The 6208-nt window shown below is 68.5% G+C and carries 5 protein-coding genes; 3 read left to right on the forward strand and 2 right to left on the reverse strand.

Going from position 1 to position 6208, the window contains the following annotated elements; translation table 11 throughout:
* On the reverse strand, positions 1 to 615 hold a 615-nt coding region (locus WD250_07825), incomplete at its 3' end, for a tyrosine-type recombinase/integrase (protein ID MEX2620113.1).
* A gap of 173 nt (positions 616 to 788) precedes the next feature.
* Between WD250_07825 and WD250_07830 the strand changes: the two genes are divergently transcribed.
* From WD250_07830 to WD250_07840, 3 genes are all read left to right on the forward strand, one after another.
* Positions 789 to 1250, forward strand: coding sequence for a hypothetical protein (locus tag WD250_07830; GenBank protein MEX2620114.1), 462 nt, complete (start codon positions 789 to 791; stop codon positions 1248 to 1250).
* Positions 1251 to 1804: 554 nt separating this feature from the next.
* Complete coding sequence (locus WD250_07835; GenBank protein MEX2620115.1) at positions 1805 to 3394, forward strand: N-6 DNA methylase; 1590 nt, start codon at positions 1805 to 1807, stop codon at positions 3392 to 3394.
* 104 nt (positions 3395 to 3498) lie between these two features.
* Positions 3499 to 4920, forward strand: coding sequence for an IS1380 family transposase (locus WD250_07840; protein MEX2620116.1), 1422 nt, complete (start codon positions 3499 to 3501; stop codon positions 4918 to 4920).
* Between the two features lie 409 nt (positions 4921 to 5329).
* Here WD250_07840 and WD250_07845 read toward each other — a convergent pair whose 3' ends face one another.
* Positions 5330 to 6106 carry a hypothetical protein gene (locus WD250_07845; GenBank protein MEX2620117.1) on the reverse strand — a complete coding sequence of 259 codons (777 nt, stop codon included), beginning with the start codon at positions 6104 to 6106 and terminating at the stop codon, positions 5330 to 5332.
* Positions 6107 to 6208 lie beyond the last annotated feature (102 nt).

Genomic DNA, 6208 nt, shown 5'->3' on the forward strand with positions numbered 1-6208 from the left:
CAGGGCGTCGTCGATGCCCTGGGTCTTTAGCCACGTGAAGAGGAAGTGCCGCAGCCGGTGCGGGGGCATGTTGTGCTCGAGGCCGGCCTTGGCGGCGTAGCGGGCGAGCAGCGCTCGGACCCCTCGGGTCGAGTAGGGCTTCTTCCAGCTGGACTCGAACAGGAAGGCCGCCGCCTTGGCTTGCTGCGCGTCGATGTGCAGCGCCAGGGTCTCCTTGAACGAGCTCGGGAAGGGCACTGTGCGGTCCTTGGCCCCCTTGCCCTGGGTGATGCGGATGCGACAGGCATCCAGGTCGACGTCGTCAATGCGGATGCGCACCAGCTCGGAGACCCCGACCCCGGTGAACAGAAGGGTCTTGATGAGGACGATGTCCTGGCCTCGCCGGCCGGTCCAGACGACCTCGTAGTAGCGACGGATCTCGGCCTCGGTGGGAACATACGGCAGCCGTTTCGGCTCCCTCTGCACCTCGACCTCCAGCTCGGTCCGCAGATGGCGGAACACCGCCTTGAGGTAGGCGTAGTCGGGGTGTTCGCCCCTGAGGTGCTTGGCGAGTTGCCGGGCCTTGCGCTTCGGAGGGGTCCGAGGGACTGCGGAGTCCGGGACAGGGTCGCTCACGCCGTGGCGGCCAGGTCGAAGTCGAGGTGACGGTCCATGTCCAGCTCGAACAGGCCGTAGGGGCGAACGTTGGACCAGAACAGTGCAGTGAGGCCTTCCCACCCCGCCATGACCAGCCGCGCGTCGGCCGACCCGTCAGCAGCTGACCGACCACCCGGGGGGGCTCTCTTGCCATGACCGACGCCACGCCGCCGTCCAAGAGACCGGAGATGGACGCGCTTCATGGTTGCGCCGACTACTTGGTACGCCAGGCGAACCGGCTAGTCCAGGAACTGCAGGTACTCGCCCGCCCGCCACATCTCGATCGCCCTGAGCTAGCACCAGAAGAAGTTGACCGGTTGGTGCAGGAAGCCCGGTGGCTAGGGGAGCGCACAGCCCGCCTCTGGACGCAGGTGCGCCACCACCGCCGCCTTCGCGACGACGACGCACCGATGCACGAATTCCAGGTGACGCCAGCCCGCCCGCGCCACGAGATCGCCGCCGACGCCCGCAACACCGCCGAGCTGCTCTCGCTGCTCGCGGTCCGGGCCAGCCAGGTGTACCTGCCTGCGCCGCAGAAGCTGCAGGACGCCATCACGGGGCTACAGCAATGGGCTGATGCCCTGTACCAGGAGCCCTCAGACGGCGACGGCTAAGGACCTGGCGGGGGCAGCAACCGTCTTCCGCCCACGCCGCGGCCGCCTACGGACACATACGACCTTGACGGCACGGCGGCGACCCTGATCTTCGCGGGTAGGGGGTTGATGGGGGCCCCCGCTACCACCAGACCCACGGCGACTGTCGCAGCCCCTCGACCGTTCGCACCCTTTGCACGCCAGGGGTTGCTCCCCATCACCTCGTACCCGCCGCGGTGTCGGGGCGCGACCACGCGGTCAAGATGGAGCGCCCCGGACGCGGCCTTCGGCCCACGAACGAAACCCCGGGCGACGGCGCCCCTGCCGGGTCTGCGGCGTGTCTGGTTGACTGGCTAGCACCCGCCGGAACCGCCCAATCCAGACATGCAGGAGCGCGGCAGATGCGACCCGACGACGCCAGCACCTCAAGCGCCCGAAGCGCGCGCGAGCCGGGCAGTCACACCCCCGGACCACACTATGGCTGTGGGCCCAAGCGCAGGAACGACTGAAACTTCCGACACGGGCACGAGTCGGCGCTAGCAGCGATCGGATCCCCAGGGAGGCAGAATCCCACAATGAGTGCCGCCGAGACACTGGCCACCGCCCGCCAAGTCCTAGCGGCCGTGGGGTACGCAGATGACGCCATCGCCTCGGGTTACCCCGTCTGGCTGGGGCGGGGCAACGGTGTTGCCGCCGTCGAGTTCGTGGCCTTCGGCCGCTCAGCGCCGCGAGATATGTCGACCGCGCTGGTTGCAGTCACCTCGGACGCACTGGATCGTGCGCGGCAAGTGGCCGAGACCATCGCCACCCCGTACTTCATGGTCGCAAGCGGAAACGGCCTGGACCTGTGGGTCGCCGGCGGGGAGCAACCGTGGATACCGACCGTCGGCCTCGCTGACGTCGACCGCCTCCGGGCTTGGCTACGTCCTGCTGTAGCGCTGCGCGCCAAAGTTGGCCTCCGGCAGTTGCCGCTCTTTGACCTTCCCGTTAACTTTCTCGCCGCTGCTCGCTCGCGATCCGCCGAGCAGCTCGCACCCATCGTGGGGGAAGCCCTGGAGGCTGCCACCGACGCCCTAGTCCCCACGAATGTTGACGCCAAGCCTGGTCAGGGAAAGCGGTATCGTCATAGTCGAGCGGCGCTGTTGGTGGTCGGTGCGTTGACGACTCTCGTCATCCGCGACAGAGGAATGGTTCAAGCGGCGGGGATGGAAGATCTGATCGATGCAGTAGCGCGACAACATCCCTCGTCGTTTAACTGGTTCGAGAAGTCGTCCCGCCGCGAGCGGGCCATCCTCGTGGAGTTGGTATCACAGCTTGGTAGTGGAATCGACTACCAAAGCCTGGATCCGTCCATCCTGAGCCACGTCTACGAGCAGGCGCTCGTGAACGAGGATGACCGCAAACGTCTTGGCATTCACTACACGCCTCCCCGGTTGGCGGCGCAGCTCCTGAACGGCCTGCCAGTCGAGCTGGTGGCGCCTGAGAATCGGCACGTGCTGGATCCTGCTTGCGGATCGGGGACGCTACTCGTCGCAGCCCACGACCGCCTTCGAGACCTGCAGCCAGTGGGTTGGACCGAAGAGGATCGACACCGCGACCTGGCGGTGCACCTGCAGGGCTTCGACATCGATCCTTTCGCGGTCGAGATCGCCCGGCTCACGCTGCTGTTGCACGCCCAGCCCGCCGGTAACGGCTGGCGGATCATTTCAGAAGACACTCTCCAGCAGCCTGCTCCTAGTCCGCCGCCGCACATCATTGTGAGTAATCCGCCATGGGAGTTCAGCAGCGGCGGGAAGCGTTCGCAGAAGGCCGATCAGTTCATGACGTGGAGCATGAGGACACTCGCTCCAGGCGGCCTGCTTGGCATCCTCCTCCCGGGTTCCTGGATGACCGCGGACAGCAGTGCCTCGGTCCGCGAGGAACTGCTCGAGACCTTCGAGGTATTCGAGATGTGGCGACTGCCCGAGGGCACCTTCCCCACGTCTGGCGTCTCAACGACGGCCGTGTTGGCGCGGAGACGCGGCGGCCTCAGTGGACGTGGAGCCCGGGTCGTGCGAGAGGTGGACCTTCCTGGTCTTCCGGAGTTCCTGACAAGCGGCATCGCGAAAGTTACCTACGTTCTCCCTGGGGGTTCGGGAACCCCGCTGGCCCAGGATGTTCATTAAGGGTGGCGTGAGGGCGGGGTAGGTTCCCACGAAAAGGCCCCTTGACCTGCAAGAATCCGAGTTGTTCGCACCAGGATTCCGAGGCCAAGGGGCGCACCTTGCAGGTGAAGAGTAACAGGCTGTTCGACATCGGTGGGCGACGGGTGGAGGTCCGCGGCGACGCCGAGGGGGTGGTGTCCCACGCGGGGGTGGCGTTGCTGTCGGGGCTGGCCGACCGGGTCGGGCTGACCCAGGCGTTGGGCGAGCGCCCGCGGGCCTGTCGCCAGCGCGCCTCGGCCCACGACCCCGGCGAGGTGCTGCGCGACATGGCGGTGGCGCTGGCTGACGGGGCGGTGTGCGTGTCCGATCTTGCGGTGCTGCGTGACCAGCCCGAGCTGTTCGGCCAGGTCGCCTCGCATGCCACGGTGTGGCGCACCTTGGACCGCGTCGCCGACGACGAGTTGGGCGGCGCGGACGCGATCGCGCGGGCGCGCGCCGACGCCAGAGCGGCGGTGTGGCGCCAGAGCGGCCCGCCGCTGGTCGACGGGATGGTGGTGCTCGACTTTGACGCCACGATCGTTGGCGCCGAGTCCGACAAGGTCGGCGCGGCCGGCACGTTCAAGAAGACCTACGGCCACCACCCGCTGCTGTGCTACGTCGACCACGGCGACGGCACCGGCGACCCGCTGGCGGGGATGCTGCGTGCGGGCAACGCCGGGTCCAACACCGTGGACGACCACCTCGACGTGCTGGACGCGGCGCTGGCGGCGCTGCCGGCTATCCCCGAGGGCACCCCGATGCTGGTGCGCGCCGACGGCGCCGGGGCCACCCACGGGTTCGTCGACGCGTTGCGCGCCAAGGGGATCGCCTTCTCGGTCGGCTTCGATGTGACCGCCCCGGTGCGCGAGGCGATCGCCGGCCTGGACGCCGCCGCCTGGGCCGACGTGGCCGACCCCGACGCGCCCAACCGCGCCGAGCGACGCGCCAGGCCCAAACGCTGGCGGCTGCCCGTGGCTGCCAAGCCCCGCCCCCAGGTCGCCGAGCTCGACATCGACCTGACTACCAACGGCTGGCCGCCCGGGTCCCGGCTGATCGCCCGCCGTGAGGCCCGCAGCCCCGGCGAGCAAGCCCAGCTGGGCGACCTCGACGGCTACCGCCTGAGCGTGTTCCTCACCGACTGCACCGACGACGTGGCGACCTTGGACCGCCGTCACCGCCACCACGCCCACGTCGAGCAGCGCATCCGCGACGCCAAGGACACCGGCCTGTCAAACCTGCCCCACTTCGACCTGGCACTCAACGCCGTGTGGCTCGAGCTGGTGCTGTGCGCCCAAGCGCTGAACGCGTGGAGCCAACGCCTGCTGCTGACCGGCACTTTGGCCGCCGCCTCGCCCAAGACCCTGCGCCACCGGCTGTGGCACACCGCCGCGCGCGTCACCCGCCACGCCCGACGCACCGTGGTGGCCTACCAGCGGTCCTGGCCGTGGACGCCTGACCTGCTCGCCGCGTTCGACCGGCTCGCCGCCGTGCCGCCCGCTCCCGGCTGACCGCCAGCGCACCGCCCCCCACCCGACGTCACGCGCACCCCCACCGTGCGCAAGCCCGCCCACAAACCCCGCCCGGCAACGCTCGGGGCCTCATCCGGGGTGTCCCAGCCCTCCCAGGCGACCACACAGTCCGCCGCAACCCCACCCACACCCCCTCCGGGCCTGTTCCGCACCCCCCAGCCGACCCTGGGGGGCCGCCAGCGTCCCGTGAGGCACGCCAGGCCCCCTCCCCACGGCCCTAATGAACAACTTGGGAAGGAGGTGGCACAGGCTGCTTTTGGGCCCCTGCTGTGACGGTGATCGACGGCCCTCGCTGCCACCGCGTCCGGCACCCGGCTCCAGCGACGAAAACCCACCGACCGCGCTCGCCGACGACGAGGTGGCACCGGGGGGACGCTTCTCGATGGGCTCAGGCGATCAGCGCGTCGAATCGCTGCCGCAGGAGTGGGAAGTTCGGGTACTCGGAGACGCGCGCCTCGTCCACGAGTGCCCCCAGGTCAGCATCGGTCAGGTGGATGATGAATCCCCGGTCGTCCGTGGCGGTGTCCTTGCAGCGTTGCGCGAACCGCTTTTCGTTCTTGAAGCTGCGCGACAGCAGCAGCCCCACGCGCCCACGGCGCGGTGAGAACCGACCGGCGAGCTGGTCCAGTTCGGCGTTGGCGATGTCGTCGGCGTAGTTCTTGCACTCGACGATGATCAGCGGTGCCAAGTAGTGCTGGGCGACCCAGCTGAAGAAACCTCCGCCGGCAGTGTTGGTGAACACGATGTCGATGCGCTTGCGTCCGTCATGGATTTCCCACTCCTTCCGCGGCTGGGTCAGGTGGGGGTAGAACAGCGCAGCGAGCAGGTCGCGCACGGCGACGTGGTAGTCCTCGGCGTGGGCACTGCCGGGCGGGGTGTCGGTGACATTTGAGAGCAGCGCATCCCAGTCAGGAGCTGGAGTGGAGGTGTTCTCGGCGATGACCTCGTGGCTGGGGGCACGCCGGGTGCGCTGGTCCTTGCGACGCCGGTAGTCGTCGAGAATCTGTGGGTTCTGCTCGGTCACCCGGATGGCCACGCCCTTGCCCTGGCCGTACTTGTCCCGCAGGTCCTTCTTGGTGACGCGCCGCTCTCCGGTGGTCTTCAGCACGTGGACGAGGCTGCTCGTGGGGTCGCTGAGCTCCTCGGAGCGCAGGTACTCGAGCACGAAGTCGTTGAAGTACTCCCCGACGTTGTACTCCGTACGTCGCCGGACTAGTGTCCTGAGTTTTCAATCCGCGAGGTTTTTCCTGTGCCGGTTTGGGTCACG

The organism is Egibacteraceae bacterium, assembly GCA_040905805.1.
Classification (GTDB): Bacteria; Actinomycetota; Nitriliruptoria; order Euzebyales; family Egibacteraceae; genus DATLGH01.